Annotated in this window: 11 protein-coding genes and 1 pseudogene; 5 read left to right on the top strand and 7 right to left on the bottom strand. The window is 63.8% G+C overall.

Going from position 1 to position 14268, the window contains the following annotated elements; translation table 11 throughout:
* Positions 1 to 73: 73 nt before the first annotated feature.
* The 5 genes from ACR0BA_RS10410 to ACR0BA_RS10390 form a co-directional block, all read right to left on the bottom strand.
* Positions 74 to 1156, bottom strand: a complete 1083-nt coding sequence (locus ACR0BA_RS10410; RefSeq protein ID WP_480727828.1) for an ABC transporter ATP-binding protein — start codon at positions 1154 to 1156, stop codon at positions 74 to 76.
* A 3-nt stretch (positions 1157 to 1159) separates the two neighbouring features.
* Entirely contained in the window at positions 1160 to 2815 is a 1656-nt protein-coding gene (locus ACR0BA_RS10405; protein ID WP_480727827.1) for an alpha-glucosidase, read from the bottom strand.
* Positions 2816 to 2824: 9 nt separating this feature from the next.
* Positions 2825 to 3973: a carbohydrate ABC transporter permease gene (locus ACR0BA_RS10400; RefSeq protein WP_170391627.1), complete on the bottom strand. Its 1149-nt coding sequence runs from the start codon at positions 3971 to 3973 to the stop codon at positions 2825 to 2827.
* A 10-nt stretch (positions 3974 to 3983) separates the two neighbouring features.
* Entirely contained in the window at positions 3984 to 4991 is a 1008-nt protein-coding gene (locus tag ACR0BA_RS10395) for a carbohydrate ABC transporter permease (RefSeq protein ID WP_170359279.1), read from the bottom strand.
* Positions 4992 to 5054: 63 nt separating this feature from the next.
* Entirely contained in the window at positions 5055 to 6323 is a 1269-nt protein-coding gene (locus ACR0BA_RS10390) for an ABC transporter substrate-binding protein (protein ID WP_480727826.1), read from the bottom strand.
* A 231-nt stretch (positions 6324 to 6554) separates the two neighbouring features.
* Between ACR0BA_RS10390 and ACR0BA_RS10385 the strand changes: the two genes are divergently transcribed.
* The 5 genes and pseudogenes from ACR0BA_RS10385 (at position 6555) to ACR0BA_RS10365 (ending at position 11566) form a co-directional block, all read left to right on the top strand.
* Complete coding sequence (locus ACR0BA_RS10385; RefSeq protein ID WP_093963166.1) at positions 6555 to 7586, top strand: LacI family DNA-binding transcriptional regulator; 1032 nt, start codon at positions 6555 to 6557, stop codon at positions 7584 to 7586.
* Positions 7587 to 7588: 2 nt separating this feature from the next.
* Positions 7589 to 8887, top strand: a pseudogene (locus ACR0BA_RS10380) (GH1 family beta-glucosidase); the annotation flags it as partial.
* Positions 8873 to 9916, top strand: coding sequence for a glucokinase (locus tag ACR0BA_RS10375; RefSeq protein ID WP_480727892.1), 1044 nt, complete (start codon positions 8873 to 8875; stop codon positions 9914 to 9916). The pseudogene ACR0BA_RS10380 and the gene ACR0BA_RS10375, both read left to right, overlap by 15 nt.
* Positions 9917 to 9955: 39 nt before the next feature.
* Complete coding sequence (locus ACR0BA_RS10370) at positions 9956 to 10882, top strand: carbohydrate kinase family protein (protein ID WP_480727825.1); 927 nt, start codon at positions 9956 to 9958, stop codon at positions 10880 to 10882.
* A gap of 18 nt (positions 10883 to 10900) precedes the next feature.
* A complete protein-coding gene (locus tag ACR0BA_RS10365) occupies positions 10901 to 11566 on the top strand; it encodes a D-lyxose/D-mannose family sugar isomerase (RefSeq protein WP_480727823.1) in 666 nt (221 codons plus the stop codon).
* On the opposite strand, the gene ACR0BA_RS10360 is transcribed toward ACR0BA_RS10365, so the two are convergent.
* Both ACR0BA_RS10360 and ACR0BA_RS10355 read right to left on the bottom strand, forming a co-directional pair.
* Positions 11560 to 12525 (bottom strand): cation efflux transmembrane domain-containing protein, encoded by a 966-nt coding sequence (locus tag ACR0BA_RS10360; RefSeq protein ID WP_480727822.1) that lies wholly within the window; start codon positions 12523 to 12525, stop codon positions 11560 to 11562. The genes ACR0BA_RS10365 and ACR0BA_RS10360 overlap by 7 nt on opposite strands.
* A gap of 34 nt (positions 12526 to 12559) precedes the next feature.
* On the bottom strand, positions 12560 to 14185 hold the full coding sequence (locus tag ACR0BA_RS10355; RefSeq protein ID WP_480727821.1) for a GMC family oxidoreductase: 1626 nt from the start codon (positions 14183 to 14185) through the stop codon (positions 12560 to 12562).
* Between the last annotated feature and the right edge of the window lie 83 nt (positions 14186 to 14268).

The following is a 14268-nucleotide window of genomic DNA, read 5'->3' as shown; positions in this document are numbered from 1 at the left end:
ATCGATGCGCATCATTTCAGCCGCAAAAATCAAATTGCGACAAATTCAGACCAGAATCACGACACGGTTGGAGCTATTTGCGCATTGACCGGCCGTCATGGAACAGGTGGATCTTCTCCGGCGCGGCAGTCACCGAAACCGTCTGGCCACGCAAGCCACGATGGATGCCCGGCAGTTTGCCGATCACCGACTCGGCGCCGGGGGCTTTCGCGAAATAGAGCAACGTCACCTCGCCCAATGCTTCGGTAAAGTCCACGGTCCCGGTCAGGATGGGGTCACCTTCCGCGACCACCAGATCCTCGGGCCGCACACCCACGTTGACCTTCTTGCCGGCGTCGGCGTCTTGGGTCGGGATGGCCGACACCGCCGTGCCGCCGGAATCCAGCGCGACGGTCGTGGCGGCGCCGGTGCCGGTGATCGTGCCCGGCAGCAGGTTCATGGCGGGCGAGCCGATGAACTGGGCCACGAATTCGTTGTCGGGCGTCTCGTACAGCTCCAGCGGCGTGCCGACCTGCGCGATGCCCTTGTTGGCCAGAACCACGATCCGGCTGGCCAGGGTCATTGCCTCGACCTGGTCGTGGGTGACATAGATCATCGTGCTGTCAGGCATCGCCTCTTTCAGGCGCGCGATCTCGATCCGCGTGGCCACCCGCAGGGCGGCATCCAGGTTCGACAGCGGCTCGTCGAACAGATAGACCTTGGGGTCGCGCACGATAGCCCGGCCGATGGCGACCCGCTGTCGCTGACCGCCCGACAGGGCCTTGGGCAGCCGGTCCAGAAACGGTTCCAGCTGCAGGATCTGCGCCGCGCGGTTTACCGCCGCGTCGATCTGATCGGTGGGCATCTTGGCGATCTTCAGGGCAAAGGCCATGTTCTCGCGCACGGTCATGTGCGGATACAGCGCGTAGCTTTGGAACACCATGGCGATGCCCCGCTGTGCCGGGGGCACATCGTTCATCACCTGCCCCTCGATCTCCAGCGTTCCGCCCGAAATACGTTCCAGCCCCGCGATCATCCGAAGCAGGGTGGACTTGCCGCAGCCCGAGGGGCCGACGAACACGATCAACTCGCCGCGCTGGATCTCGAGGTTGATGTCCTTCAGGACATCGACATTGCCGTAGGTCTTGGCGACATCGGTCAGCTTGAGCTCGGACATGGGTTACCCTTTCTCTCGGACCATCAGGCAGAATTGCGAGGGCGCCAGCGTGGCGCTGCCCTGCGCCTCGACAGCGCCCAGATCCTGACCGATGCAGCGCCAGTTGCCTTCGGGCAGGTCGATTTCCGCGGCGCCATCTCCCAGGTTGAAGGCGCAGAACACCTGCTGAGTATCATCCTCGCGCAGGAAGCTGAGGATCGCGCCGGTTTCGCGCGTGTCGGACTGGGTGCCTGACATCAGCGCCGGATACTCATGGCGCAAAGCGATGGCACGACGATAGTGGTTGAGCACCGACTGCGGGTCGGCGTCCATCCGGTCCACGGCGCGCTCGGCCTGAGCGGTGCTGACGGGCAGCCAGGGCGCACCGGTGGTAAAGCCTGACTGTTCGTCCTGCGAGGCCCAGACCATGGGCGTGCGGCAGCCGTCGCGGCCCTTGTATTCAGGCCAGAACTCGATGCCATAGGGGTCCTGCAGGTGCTCAAAGGGCACGTCGGCCTCGGGCAGGCCCAGCTCTTCGCCTTGATACAGGCAGGCAGAGCCGCGCAGGCAAATCATCAGAACCGCGTGCTGGCGGATGCCGGCCTCGTCCAGATCCCAGCGCGAGGCGTGGCGCTGTACGTCGTGGTTGGAGAACGCCCAGCACGGCCAGGCGTCGCCGGCCTTGGACAGAAGCTGGTCGAACACATGCTTGGTGTATTCTGCTGACAGGCGGCGTTTTTCCAGAAATTCAAAGGCATAGCACATGTGCATGCGCTTGTCGCCACGGGTGTATTCGCCCATGATCTCAAGCCCGCGCTGTGCATCGCCCACCTCGCCCAGACAGGCGCGGCCGTCATATTGGTCGGTCAGGGCGCGCAGCCGTTCCAGGAAGGCGATGTTTTCCGGCTGGCTCTTGGAATACAGATGGTCCTGATGGTTGTAGGGGTTGACCATCGGCGCGATGGTTGCGTTGCGCTGATCCAGCGGCAGCGCCGGGTTGTCGCGCAGTTGCGCGTCGTGGAAGTAGAAGTTGATCGTGTCCAGTCGGAACCCGTCAACGCCCATGTCCAGCCAGAACCGCGCCACGTCCAGCAGCGCGTCCTGCACATCGGGGTTGTGGAAATTCAGGTCCGGCTGCGAGGTCAGGAAGTTGTGCAGGTAATACTGCTGCCGGCGCGTATCCCACTGCCAGGCCGAGCCGCCGAAGATCGACAGCCAGTTGTTGGGCGGGGTCCCGTCAGGCTTGGGGTCGGCCCAGACATACCAGTCGGCCTTGGGGTTTTCGCGGTTGCTGCGGCTTTCGACGAACCACGGATGCTGGTCCGAGGTATGCGACAGAACCAGGTCGATCATCACCCGCAGACCCAGACCATGGGCGCGGTCCAGCAACGTCTGGAAATCCTCCATCGTGCCGAACATCGGATCGATGGCGCGATAGTCGCTGACATCGTACCCGAAATCCTTCATCGGCGACTTGAAGAAGGGCGAGATCCAGATCGCATCGACCCCCAGACCGGCGATGTAGTCCAGCCGCTGGGTGATGCCCCACAGGTCTCCGATGCCGTCGCCGTTGCTGTCCTGAAAGCTGCGCGGGTAGATCTGATAGATCACGCCGCCGCGCCACCAGTCGGACGCCGTCTTGGTTGAGTGCTTGAGGTCCACGTTGTTCTGCACGTTCATCACACGCCCTTATTTTACTGAACCGGCCAGCAATCCGCGGACCAGGTATTTCTGCATTGCAAAGAAGACGACCAGCGGCACCGCGATCGACACGAATGCGGCCGTGGCCAGGATTTCCCAATTGCCGCCCCGCGTGCCCAGAAGCTCGACGATACTGTTGGTCATCACGGTGGTCTCGCCGGATGCGTCGATCAGGAACACCTTGGCCACCAGCAGGTCGTTCCATGTCCACAGGAACTGGAAGATGGCGAACGAGGCCAGCGCCGGAAAGCTCAGCGGCAGGATCAGCTTGGTGAAGATTTGAAATTCGGTGGCGCCATCGACCCGCGCATTCTCGATCAGGTCGCGGGGCAGCCCGGCCATGTAGTTGCGCAGAAGATAGATCGCCAGCGGCATGCCAAAGCCGGTATGGGCCAGCCAGACGCCCAGATACCCTTTGCCGATGCCTATGTTCAGGTGGAATTTCAGCAGCGGGATCAGCGCCAACTGCAAGGGAACCACCAGCAGACCGACCACCGCGGCGATCAACAGCGCACGGCCCGGGAAATCCATCCAGGCCAGCGCATAGGCCGCGAAAGCCGCCACCAGGATCGGAATGATCGTGGCCGGAATCGTGACCGTCAACGTGTTGAAGAACGCCTTGGCCATGCTGTCGGTGCTGTCCTCGGCCAGCAGGACCTTGTGGTAGTTGTCCAGCGTGAACTCGGGCGGCAACTCGGCGGTCACGAAGACGCGCGACCCACGGCTGCCAGTGAATTCCTCGGTGTTCTCCATCCGGTAGTCGCCATTGGCCTGAACGGTGATCGTACCGCCCTTGCGCAGTTCGGCGGTCTGGCCCGGCTCAAACGCATCGATCTCGCGCGAGCTGATGCCCCATTTCGAGATGCGCGCCTTGGTGCCCGCGTCGAACAGGTTGCCCTCGATCACATACAGGCCGTTTTCCTGCACCTGGGTGTCGGGCGCGGCGCTGCGCAGCGTCAGGTTCTGCTCGGACGGGAAAATCGCCCGCCACCAGCCGCTGGTCGCGATCTGGTCCGCCGTGCGAAACGACGAGATGAACAGGCCCAGCGTGGGCACCACCCACAGCACCACCAGAAACAGAACCGAGGCATGTACGGCCCATCTGAGCGCCGGGCGGGTTCCTGCGATCTCACTCATGACGCACCCCCTATTCCATTTCCTTGCGCGCGTTGCGCACGTTCCAGACAAGGATCGGCGTCACCAGCAGCATGATGACCATGGCCGAGGCCGAACCCACGCCCCAGTCATTGGCGCGGAACAGCTTGTCGAACATGTAGTTGGCCAACACCTGTGTCTCCCACTGGCCGTTGGTCATGGCGAAAACGATGTCGAACACCTTCAGCACGACGATGGTGATCGTGGTCCACACCACCAGAATCGTCGTCTTGATCTGCGGCACCTTGATCTTGAAGAAGATCTGGAACGGGCTGGCGCCATCCAGAATGGCGGCCTCGACCGTTTCTTCGGGAATGCCGCGCAGGGCCGCCGACAGGATCACCATGGCAAAGCCCGTCTGAATCCAGACCAGCACGATCATCAGGAAGAAATTGTTCCAGAACGGGATCGTCAGCCAGGTCTGCGGGTCGGTTCCGCCAAAGAAGATGTACAGGGCATTCAGCATGCCGATCTGGTCCTGCTCGACCGGACGGGTGTCATAGACAAGCTTCCAGATCACCGATGCGCCCACGAACGAGATCGCCATCGGCATGAAGATCAGAGATTTGGCGACATTGCCCCATCGGATGCGGTCGGTCAGCTGGGCGACCAACAGGCCAAATGCTGTCGACAGCGCCGGGACCACGATCAGCCACAGCATGTTGTTACGCATCGCTTCCCAGAATTTGGGCTCTCCCATCATTTGGGCGTAGTTGTCCAGACCCACCCACTCGTATCCGCCGCCGGGCACCCGGTCGGTCAGGGACAGGCGTAGCGTTTCCACCACAGGGTAGGCCAGGTACAGCCCCAGCGCGACCAGAGCGGGCAATAGAAACAACCATGGCCGGACCATGTTCGCCCGATTGATGTTGCGTCCGGCGTTCGGGCCGCGCGGCGGGAACAGAATCTTGTCCAGAAACTGGTTGGACAAGTAGAAGTAACCAACACAGCCGGATACGCCGATGGCGATCGTCAGCAGACCTTGCAATGCGGGATGCATGTCACCCTCCCTGGCGACAATGGGTCGGGCAACCCTGAGGTCGGATTGCCCGGTTTCATGGCTTTATTGGATCGCGTCCCAAGACGCCTGGATCTCGTCCGCCACGTCTTGCGCGGGTTTGCCACCGGCATAGTCGACCATGCCCGTCCAGAACGTGCCTGCGCCAACCGCGCCCGGCATCAGGTCAGACCCGTCAAAACGGAAGGTGGTCGCACCCAGAAGAATGTCGTTCATCTTCTTCAGCGTCGGGTCCGAGAAGGCCGAGGTATCGACACCCTTGTGCGGGGTCAAAAAGCCGCTGAGCGCCATCCAGGTCTCATGCGCCTCGGGCGTCTGCAGATAGGCGATCAGGTCATGCGCTGCGGGGCTGTCATTGGTGATCGCCCACAGGGTGCCAGCGCCCAGTACCGGGCTGCCCAGATCCTTGCTTTCATAAGCCGGGAAGTAGAAGAAATCGGCATCTTCACCCACGACCGTGCCTTCGGGGAAGAAGGCCGGGATGAACGAGGCCTGACGATGCATGTAGCACTGCGGCGGCGAGCTGAACATGCCTTTGGGGCTGTCGCGGAAATCCGTGGTTGCAACCGCACCGGCCCCACCGGCGACGTAGTCGTCATTTCGGGCGAATGCGCCGAATTCCTCGATCGCGGCCACGACCTTGGGATCGTTGAACTTCAGCTCGTTGGCAACCCACGCGTCATAATCCTCGGGGGATTGGGTGCGCAGCATCATATCCTCGACCCAGTCGGTCGCAGGCCAGCCGGTTGCGCCACCCGACCCCAGACCGATGCACCAGGGCGTGCCGCCATCGGCGACGATCTGGTCGGTCAGGGCCTTGAGCTCTTCCATCGTGGTCGGAACTTCATATCCCGCGTCCTCAAAGTTCTCGGGCACGTACCAGACCAGCGATTTCACATCGACCTTGTAGAAGAAGCCGTACAGGTGGTCCTGACCGTCCGGGCCGGCATAGGTGCCCAGATCGACCCAAGACTGGCCCGCGGCATAGTTGTCCCGGATCCAGTCGGCGGTCCCGTCAGCAAGCGGTGTCAGAAACCCGGCCTTGGCCATATCGGCTGCAAGACCCGGCTGGGGGAACACGGCGATGTTCGGGGCCGACCCGGCCTCGGCGTCGATGCGGATCTGCTGCTCGAAGCTGTCCGACCCGACATAGGCATATTCATGACCGGTGGCCGCGGCAAAGCCGTCCAGCACCTTTTCGACATTCTCCTGGTCCGGGCCAAGCCACGGGCCGAACACGGTGACCTTTTCGGCCTGGGCCGCGCCCGCCACCAGGGCAAACGTGGCCGCACCTGCCAAAAGCGAGTGTTTCATTGATTTTCCTCCCAACTGTATCCGCGCGTGTGTGACTCAGTTTTCAAAGCGCTTTGAATGCGGCCGTTATCCGCTAACATGTTGGCCCTGTCAATGGCTAGATTTTGACATGGGCCGTCCGTGTCCATGTTTTCTTGACATATAGCAAAGAATGGCAAAACAACTTGACGCAAGCCGCAAATCCCCACACAACAGGGCGCACACAAGAATTGAAAGCCTTTTGAAACCGCTATGAACCTCAAACAGCTCTCTCAGATCCTGGGTCTGTCACAGACAACGGTCAGCCGCGCGCTGAACGGTTACCCAGAGGTGAACGAAGAGACTCGCATGCGGGTTCAGGCGGCGGCGGCCAAACATGGCTATCGGCCGAACGCCCGCGCCAAGGGGCTGGCGACGGGTCGTTCGATGGTGATCGGCCACGTGATCCCCAGCTCGTCGCGCCACGAGATGGTGAACCCGATCTTCGGCGATTTCGTCGCCGGCGCGGTCAAGAAATATGCCGAGCACGGCTACGACATGATGTTCACCAATGCCGACGACACCTCGATCGAAGACGCCTATCGCAGCCTGTTCCAACGCGGTGCGGTCGACGGCGTGGTGCTGCAGGGCCCCAAGGTGAACGAGCCGCGGATCGAGGTTCTGACTCGGATGCAGGTGCCGTTCATCGTGCATGGCCGGTCGACCGGCGTCAGCGTGCCCTATGACTGGATCGACGTGAACAACAAAAGCTCGTTCCTGCGTGCGACCCGCTTTCTGATCGACCTGGGCCACCGGCGGATCGCGCTGATCAACGGTCTGGAAGACATGGATTTTGCCCAAAGGCGCCGCGACGGGTATCTTGAGGCGCTGAAACAAGCCGGTCTGTCGCCCGACCCGGCCCTGATGCGCAGCGCCGAGATGACCGAAGTCTATGGCCATCACGAAACCCGCGACATGCTGCGGCTGGACGATCCGCCGACCGCGATCCTGACCTCGTCGATGATCTCGGCGATCGGGGTGCGGCGCGCGCTGGACGAGGCCGGGCTGAAAATGGGCCGCGACGTGTCGGTGATCGCACATGACGACGACCTGTCCTATCTGAAGAACGGGCAGGACGTTCCGATCTTTACCGCCACCCGGTCTTCGGTGCGCCACGCCGGCGAACTGGCCGCCGAGATGCTGATCGAGCGCATCCGCGCGCCCCACGACCCGGCCAAGACTAGATTGCTCGAGGCCGAACTGGTAGTCGGCGGCTCGACTGGTCCCGCCCCCAACAGGTTCTGAACATGAAGTACACCCGCGCTGATTTCCCCAAAGACTTTCTCTTTGGTGTCGCAACCTCTGCCTATCAGATCGAAGGCCACGCACAGGGCGGCGCCGGCCCGACCCATTGGGACAGTTTCGCAGCCACGCCCGGCAACGTGGTGCGCGCCGAAAACGGCGATCTCGCCTGCGACCACCTGCACCGGTACGAACAGGATTTCGACCTGATCCGCGAGGCCGGGTTCGACTGCTACCGTTTTTCCACCAGCTGGGCGCGCGTGCTGCCCGAAGGGCGCGGGCCGGTGAATCAGGCCGGGCTGGACTATTATGACCGGTTGGCCGACGCCCTGCTGGAACGCGGCATCCGCCCCTGCGCCACCCTGTATCATTGGGAACTGCCCTCGCCGCTGGCTGATCTGGGCGGTTGGCGCAACCGCGACATCGCCCACTGGTTCGCCGATTTCACCGAGATCATCATGGGCCGCATCGGCGACCGCATGTACAGCGTCGCCCCGATAAACGAGCCCTGGTGCGTCAGCTGGCTGAGCCATTTCGAAGGCCACCATGCCCCCGGCCTGCGCGACATCCGCGCCACGGCCCGCGCCATGCATCACGTCCTTCTGGCCCACGGCCGCGCGGTTCAGGCGATGCGGGGCCTTGGCATGTCGAACCTGGGCGCGGTGTTCAACCTTGAATGGGCCGAACCTGCCGATGACACCCCCGAGGCCCGCGAAGCCGCCGATCTGTACGACGGCATCTACAACCGGTTCTTCCTGGGCGGCGTTTTCAACAAGGCCTACCCCGAGAATGTCCTGCAGGTGCTTCAGGCCCACCTGCCCGACGGGTGGCAGGATGATTTCGACACGATCGGCACGCCGGTCGACTGGTGCGGGCTGAACTACTATACCCGCAAGCTGATCGCGCCCGCCGACACGCCCTGGCCCAGCCTCCAAGAGATCCCCGGCCCCCTGCCCAAGACGCAGATGGGATGGGAGATCGAGCCAAGCGCGCTGACCCGGTTTCTGACCTGTACGGCCCGGGACTACACGGGCGATCTGCCGATCTATGTCACCGAAAACGGCATGGCCAGCCCAGAGCGGCAGCAGGATGACGACCGCATCGACTATCTGAATCAGCATCTGGCTGCGGTGCAGGACGCGCTGGATCAGGGCGTTCCGGTCACGGGCTATTTCATCTGGTCGCTGCTGGACAACTACGAATGGGCGCTGGGATACGAAAAGCGGTTCGGCCTGGTCGATGTCGATTTCGACACGCTGGAACGGCGCCCCAAGGCCTCGTTCCGGGCGATGCAGGCCGCGTTGGCCCAGGGGGATCCGGTCTCGGTTCCGATGGCGCAGCCCAGGGGCGCGATGCACGACCACTGGAACCTGGTGGCCGATATCGGCGGCACCAACACTCGGCTGGGAGTCGTCACCAATGGCACGCTCACCGATCTGCGCAAATCGCCGACCGGCTCCCTGCCCGAGTTTCTGGCCGCCCTGCACGACCTATGCGCCGAGATCGGAACGCCGCCGCGCGCCGTAGTCGCCGCGGGCGCGGGCCCGGTGCGCAATGGCACGATCCGTCTGACCAATGCCAATCTGGACCTGTCCGAGGCCGACATCGCCACGGCCACCGGCGCGGACCATACCTTTGTCATCAACGACTTCACCGCCGCCGCATGGTCGGTGGCCGAGATCACCGGCGATGACGTGCAGGCCCTGCAGGGCGACCCGACCCCGCCCAAGGGCACCCGACTGGTGGTCGGCCCCGGCACCGGGCTGGGCGTCGGCGCGCTTTTGTATTCCGAAGGCCACTATCACACCGTCTCGGGCGAGGGCGGCCATGTCGGTCTGTCGCCCCGTACCCGCGACGAGGTGGACGTGTTCGAAGCCGCCCGCCGGATCGCGCCCGAGTGTTTCTTTGGCGACAGCCTGACGCTCGAGGCCGAGATGTTCCTGAGCGGCACGGGCCTGCCGATCCTGTACCGCGCCGTGGGCATGGCCGCGGGCCAGCCCGAAACGTCCGCCTTGCCCGCCAAGGACATCCTGCAGGCCGCGCGCGACGGGTCCGATCCGCTCGCCATGCGCGCCGCGCAGATCTTCACCACCCATCTGGGCGCCGTGATGGGCGACATGGCCGTCACCGTGATGCCCACCGGCGGCGTCTTCCTTGTGGGCGGCGTGGCCGAGAAGAACCGCTGGCTGTTCGGCGACGACTTCCTGGCCGCCTTCAACGCCGGCGGCCGGTTCGACGCGCTGCGGCGGGGCTTTGGCGTTTATGTGTCGGAACAGGCTGAATTTGGCATTGTTGGCGCTAACAACTTCTGCAAAAATGCGCTCGCGCGGTAAACTCACCGCCAGATCTTTGCAGAAGGAAGGAGCCGGGACATGATCCTGTGCTGTGGCGAGGCCCTGATCGACATGATCGCAGAGCCGACGGTTTCGGGCGCGCAAGGTTTCGTGCCGCATTCGGGTGGTGCGGTGTTCAACACCGCCATCGCCCTGGGCCGGCTGGGTGCGCCTGCCGGAATGCTGACCGGGCTGTCCAGCGACATGTTCGGCCAGCAATTGGCGCAGGCCCTGAAAGACAGTCATGTGGATGGCTCGCAGGTTGTTCTTTCGGACCGTCCGACCACGTTGGCCTTCGTACAACTGCAGGACGGGCACGCCACCTATTCCTTCGTCGATGAAAACTCGGCCGGGCGGATGCTGCGCCCCGAGGACATGCCGGACCAGCTGACCGCGACCTCGGCGCTGTATTTCGGCGGCATCAGCCTGGCCTGCGAGCCCTGCGCCGATGCCTATGCCGCCCTGCTGGACCGTCACGGCGCCGAGCGCGCGGTGATGATCGACCCCAACATCCGCCCCGGCTTCATCCAGGACCAGACCCGCTATCGCACCCGGCTGAACCGGATGATCGCGCAGGCCGACATCGTCAAGGTCTCGGACGAAGATCTGGACTGGATCGTCCCCGGCCCTGAAACGCTGGAAGAAAAGGTGCCGCTGCTGCTGCAGGCCGGCCCCGCCGTGGTGATCGTCACGCGCGGCAGCCAGGGCGCGACCGGGTATTTGGCCGATGACCGCACGGTTTCAGTGCCGGTCACGCCGGTTCAGGTGGTCGACACGGTGGGCGCGGGCGACACGTTCAACGCCGGGGTTCTGGCGCAACTGCACCGCGCCGGGCTGCTGACCAAACAGGCGCTCCGTGCGATCTCGCCCGACGACCTGCGCGCCGCGCTGGAACTGGGCGGCAAGGTTGCTGCCGTCACCGTATCCCGCGCCGGGGCCAACCCGCCCTGGGCGCACGAGCTGTAAGTCATCGAAAGCACCGATATGAAACGATCCGAGATCAACCGCATCAAGGCCGAGGCACAGGCCTTCATCAATTCGTTCGGCTTTGCCCTGCCGCCTTTTGCCGACTGGACGCCCGAGCAAATGCGCAGCCCGCAGGCCGCCGGCATCCGCGCCCGTGGCCTTGGCTGGGACATCACCGATTACGGCCAGGGCAGCTTCGACGAGCTGGGCCTGTTCCTGTTCACCCTGCGCAATGGAGACGAAAAGGACCTGAGCGCAGGACGGGGCATGCTCTATGCCGAGAAGTTGTTGATTTCGCGTGATAAACAGCTGTCACCGATGCATCGCCACATCGTCAAGGCCGAAGACATCATCAACCGCGGCGGCGGCGATCTGGTGATGGAGATCTACGCCTCGGCCCCCGATGGCAGCATCGACCGCGACACCCCCGTCACCGTGCCCAGCGACGCCTGCCCGGTGACCATCCAGCCCGGCGAGCATCTGCGCCTGAAACCGGGCGAAAGCGTCACGCTGATGCCCGGCATCTGGCACGCCTTCTGGGCGGAAAAGGGCGATTGTCTGATCGGCGAGGTCTCGACCGTCAATGACGACCGCACCGACAACGTGTTCGAACAGCCGATCCCGCGCTTTGCCACGATCGAGGAAGACACCGCGCCCGAATTCCTGCTGGTCGCCGATTACTGAGCGCGCGGGGCCGGACCAAAGGGCGGATCCGAGGCCAGCGTCAACGCGACCCGGCCCGGGCTTGCGGCCTGGGCCAGCCGGTCGCGGACGGCCTCGAAGGCTTCGATCGTCACGGGTTCGGCGGGTTTCAGATAGACAAGGTGGAACAGCGCCCGCCCGCTGCGCACCGTCGCCACGTCCAGCACTTGAAACGGGCTGTCTGCACAGATCCGGCGGGCCTGCCCAATGATCTCGGCCCGGGCATCGGCCGGCAGCGCCACACCCACGATATCGCGCAGCGCGCCCAGAAACACCTTGATGGGCTGCGGCAGCAACGCCAGGCACAGCAACAACACCACCAGCGCATCCGACACCGGAACCAGACCGGCAAGCGGCCCGCCCTCAAGCAGGTTGATCGCGAAAAACGCCGCCCCGGCCCCAAGGCTCAGCACCCCGTCGACCATCGCGGCCCGGGACTCGACCCGCAGCAGATCGCTGGTTTTGCCGGTGCGGCGCCAGTTCCAGCGATGATAGGCGAACAGCGTCAGACAGATCGCCGCCATCGCCCCGGCATAGATCAGGATCCATTCCAGAACCACCGGCGCGGCTTCGCCCGTCTTGGCATAGGCCAGCAGCCGGTTCACCGCCGAACCGGCTGCCATCAGGATGATCCCGAACAACAGCAGGCTGCGGAACATCACGAAGACGGATTCGTCGATCTCGTATCCAAAGGGGCGGTTCTGGTCCGGGGCGCGACGGATCGAGGCGGCGACCCATCCCGCCACCACAGCCGTTGCGAAATTGAGCCCCGAGAACAGCCCGTCCAGCAACAGCGCATCGGAGTTTGCCAGCAACCCGGCCACAACCCCGGCGCCCGCCATGAACAGGCTGGCCCATTTTGCCGCGTTCAGCGACCGGCGTTCAAAGATCAATGTGTCCTGCATCGGTTCAGCTTTTCGGTTGATGAGGCTGGCGGTCATTTATGTCCGACGGGCCAAGGCGCAAGCCCCGTTTTCATGCCCGTCCGCGTATCATGTCGGCAGCCATCTCCGCGATCATGATCACGGGCGAGGCGGTATTGCCCGACACGATTTTCGGCATGACCGAGGCATCGACCACCCGCAGCCCCTCCAGACCCCGAACGCGCAACCGTGGATCGACCACCGCGGCGGCGTCACTGCCCATGCGGCAGGTGCCGACCGGGTGAAAGATCGTGGTGGCGATGTCGCCCACCGCATCCAGCAGGCCCTGTTGGTCGTTGATCTCAGGGCCCGGCAGAACCTCTTGCGGGTGGTAGGGTGCCAGCGCCCGCGCAGCCATCACCTGTCGGGCCTGCTGCACGGATGTGACCGCCACCTGCCGGTCACGCTCGGCCGAGAGGTAGTTCAACCTGATCTCGGGCTGGGCCTTCGGATCGGGCGTGGTGATATGGCAGTGCCCCCGGCTTTCGGGCCGCAGATTGCAAACCGAGACGGTGATCGCGGGGAACGGATGCAGCGGATCGCCCAGCCGGTCGGTCGACAGCGGCTGCACGTGATATTCCAGATCCGGCGTGGCCAGCATCGGGTCGGATTTGGTGAACATGCCAAACTGGCTGGGCGCCATCGCCATCGGACCCGACCGGGTCAGGGCGTATTGCGCCGCGATGCGCGCCTTGCCCCACAGGCTGTTGGCCATGGTGTTCAGAGTTTTCGCGTTCTGCACCTTGAACACGGTTCGGATCTGCAGGTGGTCCTGCAGGTTTGCCCCCACGCCCGCGTTTTCATGCTGAACCGCGATCCCCTGCGCCGCCAGCACCTGAGGGTCGCCGATCCCCGACAGTTCCAGCAGCTTGGGCGAGTTGATCGACCCCGCCGCCAGCAGAACCTCGGCCCCGGCCAAGGCCCGGTATTCGGTGCCGCCACGGGCAAAGCGCACGCCACGCACGGTCTTGCCTTCGAGGATCAGGCCCAGCGTCTCGGCCTCGGTCAGGACCCGCAGGTTGGGCCGTTTCATCGCGGGGCGCAGAAATCCCTTGGCCGTGTTCCAGCGCACGCCGTTCTTCTGATTGACCTCGAAAAACCCCGAGCCCTCGTTGTTGCCGTCATTGAAGTCGGCGCGCGGCTGGATGCCGATCTCGCGCGCGCCGTCCTGTACGGCTTTCAGGATCTCCCAGCTCAGCCGCTGTTTCTGAACCTTCCACTCGCCGCCGTACCGGTGTATTTCGCTGTCGCCGCCATGGTGATCTTCGGATTTCAGGAAATAGGGCAGCACGTCGTCCCAGCCCCAGCCCGCGTTGCCCAGTTGCCGCCAATGGTCATAATCGGCCGCCTGCCCGCGCATGTAGATCATCCCGTTGACCGAGCTGCACCCGCCCAGCACCTTGCCGCGCGGATAGACCAGCGACCGCCCGTTCAGACCCGGCTCGGGTGCGGTTTTCATCATCCAGTCGGTGCGCGGATTGCCGATGCAGTACAGATACCCCACCGGGATGTGGACCCAATGGTAATTGTCCGACTTGCCCGCCTCGAGCAGCAGAACCCGTGTTTTGGGGTCCTCGGTCAGCCGGTTTGCCAGCACGCAGCCAGCGGTACCCGCGCCTATGATGACATAGTCGTATTCACCCTCAAGCTGGGCGGTTTCAGATGTGGCGGAATTCATTCTCGGTCTGCTCTGTGCATTGTTCCTGATCCTGCGGAGCGCAGCTTAGCAGCTGTCGCCGGCAATGCACGGGTCCGATGTCG

The organism is Ruegeria sp. CI5 (assembly GCF_056536885.1).
This window is presented reverse-complemented; position numbering and strand designations above follow the sequence as displayed.

Coding starts and splice junctions, on each gene's coding strand:
- ACR0BA_RS10410 (WP_480727828.1), bottom strand. CDS start 1,156: ATGTCCGAGCTCAAGCTGACCGATGTCGCCAAGACCTACGGCAATGTC.
- ACR0BA_RS10405 (WP_480727827.1), bottom strand. CDS start 2,815: ATGAACGTGCAGAACAACGTGGACCTCAAGCACTCAACCAAGACGGCG.
- ACR0BA_RS10400 (WP_170391627.1), bottom strand. CDS start 3,973: ATGAGTGAGATCGCAGGAACCCGCCCGGCGCTCAGATGGGCCGTACAT.
- ACR0BA_RS10395 (WP_170359279.1), bottom strand. CDS start 4,991: ATGCATCCCGCATTGCAAGGTCTGCTGACGATCGCCATCGGCGTATCC.
- ACR0BA_RS10390 (WP_480727826.1), bottom strand. CDS start 6,323: ATGAAACACTCGCTTTTGGCAGGTGCGGCCACGTTTGCCCTGGTGGCG.
- ACR0BA_RS10385 (WP_093963166.1), top strand. CDS start 6,555: ATGAACCTCAAACAGCTCTCTCAGATCCTGGGTCTGTCACAGACAACG.
- ACR0BA_RS10375 (WP_480727892.1), top strand. CDS start 8,873: ATGCAGGCCGCGTTGGCCCAGGGGGATCCGGTCTCGGTTCCGATGGCG.
- ACR0BA_RS10370 (WP_480727825.1), top strand. CDS start 9,956: ATGATCCTGTGCTGTGGCGAGGCCCTGATCGACATGATCGCAGAGCCG.
- ACR0BA_RS10365 (WP_480727823.1), top strand. CDS start 10,901: ATGAAACGATCCGAGATCAACCGCATCAAGGCCGAGGCACAGGCCTTC.
- ACR0BA_RS10360 (WP_480727822.1), bottom strand. CDS start 12,525: ATGACCGCCAGCCTCATCAACCGAAAAGCTGAACCGATGCAGGACACA.
- ACR0BA_RS10355 (WP_480727821.1), bottom strand. CDS start 14,185: ATGAATTCCGCCACATCTGAAACCGCCCAGCTTGAGGGTGAATACGAC.